This is a genomic window from Nonomuraea sp. SYSU D8015, from assembly GCF_008065375.1.
Taxonomy (GTDB): Bacteria; Actinomycetota; Actinomycetes; order Streptosporangiales; family Streptosporangiaceae; genus Nonomuraea.
In genome coordinates, this window is sequence record NZ_VJYI01000068.1 from 1 (window position 1) to 1,211 (window position 1,211).

The following is a 1,211-nucleotide window of genomic DNA, read 5'->3' on the forward strand; positions in this document are numbered from 1 at the left end:
CGCGAGCCCTCGGAAGGACATCTGTTGGCAGCCTCGCGCAACGCCTCCGCCGTACCCGCTGGTCCCCGTCGCGTCTCTTTTGCGCGCATCCAGGAGCCTCTCGAAGTTCCTGACCTTCTGGCCCTGCAGACCGAGTCTTTCGACTGGCTGCTCGGCAACGAGAAGTGGAAGGCCCGGGTAGAGGCGGCTCGTCAGGCCGGGCGCAAGGACGTCCCGACCCAGTCGGGCCTCGAAGAGATCTTCGAAGAGATCAGTCCGATCGAGGACTTCTCGGGGACCATGTCCTTGTCGTTCCGCGACCACCGGTTCGAGCCGCCGAAGTACTCCGTAGACGAGTGCAAAGACAAGGACATGACCTTCTCCGCCCCGATGTTCGTCACGGCGGAGTTCATCAATAACACCACCGGTGAGATCAAGAGCCAGACGGTGTTCATGGGCGACTTCCCGCTCATGACCCCGAAGGGCACGTTCATCATCAACGGCACCGAGCGTGTCGTCGTCTCGCAGCTGGTCCGTTCGCCAGGTGTCTACTTCGAACGCACCGTCGACAAGACCTCCGACAAGGACCTGTACGGCTGCAAGGTCATCCCGTCCCGGGGTGCCTGGCTGGAGTTCGAGATCGACAAGCGCGACAGCGTCGGCGTGCGCATCGACCGCAAGCGCAAGCAGGCCGTCACCGTGCTGCTGAAGGCGCTGGGCTGGACCAGCGACCAGATCCTGGAGCGGTTCGGCCAGTACGAGTCGATGCGCGCCACCCTGGAGAAGGACCACACGGCCGGCCAGGACGACGCGCTGCTGGACATCTACCGCAAGCTGCGGCCGGGTGAGCCGCCGACCAAGGAGTCGGCGCAGACCCTGCTGGAGAACCTGTACTTCAATCCCAAGCGGTACGACCTGGCCAAGGTGGGCCGCTACAAGATCAACAAGAAGCTGGGCGTCGACGCGGAGATCACCCAGGGCACGCTGACCGAGGACGACATCGTCGCCACGATCGAGTACATCGTGCGCCTGCACGCCGGCGAGGAGTCGATGCCGGGCGTCAACGGCGAGGTCATCGTCGAGGTCGACGACATCGACCACTTCGGCAACCGCCGTCTGCGCAGCGTCGGCGAGCTGATCCAAAACCAGGTCCGGCTGGGCCTGGCCCGCATGGAGCGGGTCGTGCGCGAGCGCATGACCACCCAGGACGTCGAGGCGATCACGCCGCAGAC

Annotated in this window: 1 pseudogene; it reads left to right on the plus strand. The window is 64.7% G+C overall.

Annotated features, from left to right (window positions below):
- Nucleotides 1–24 precede the first annotated feature (24 nt).
- Nucleotides 25–1,211 (plus strand): annotated as a pseudogene (locus ID574_RS59230) (DNA-directed RNA polymerase subunit beta); the annotation flags it as partial.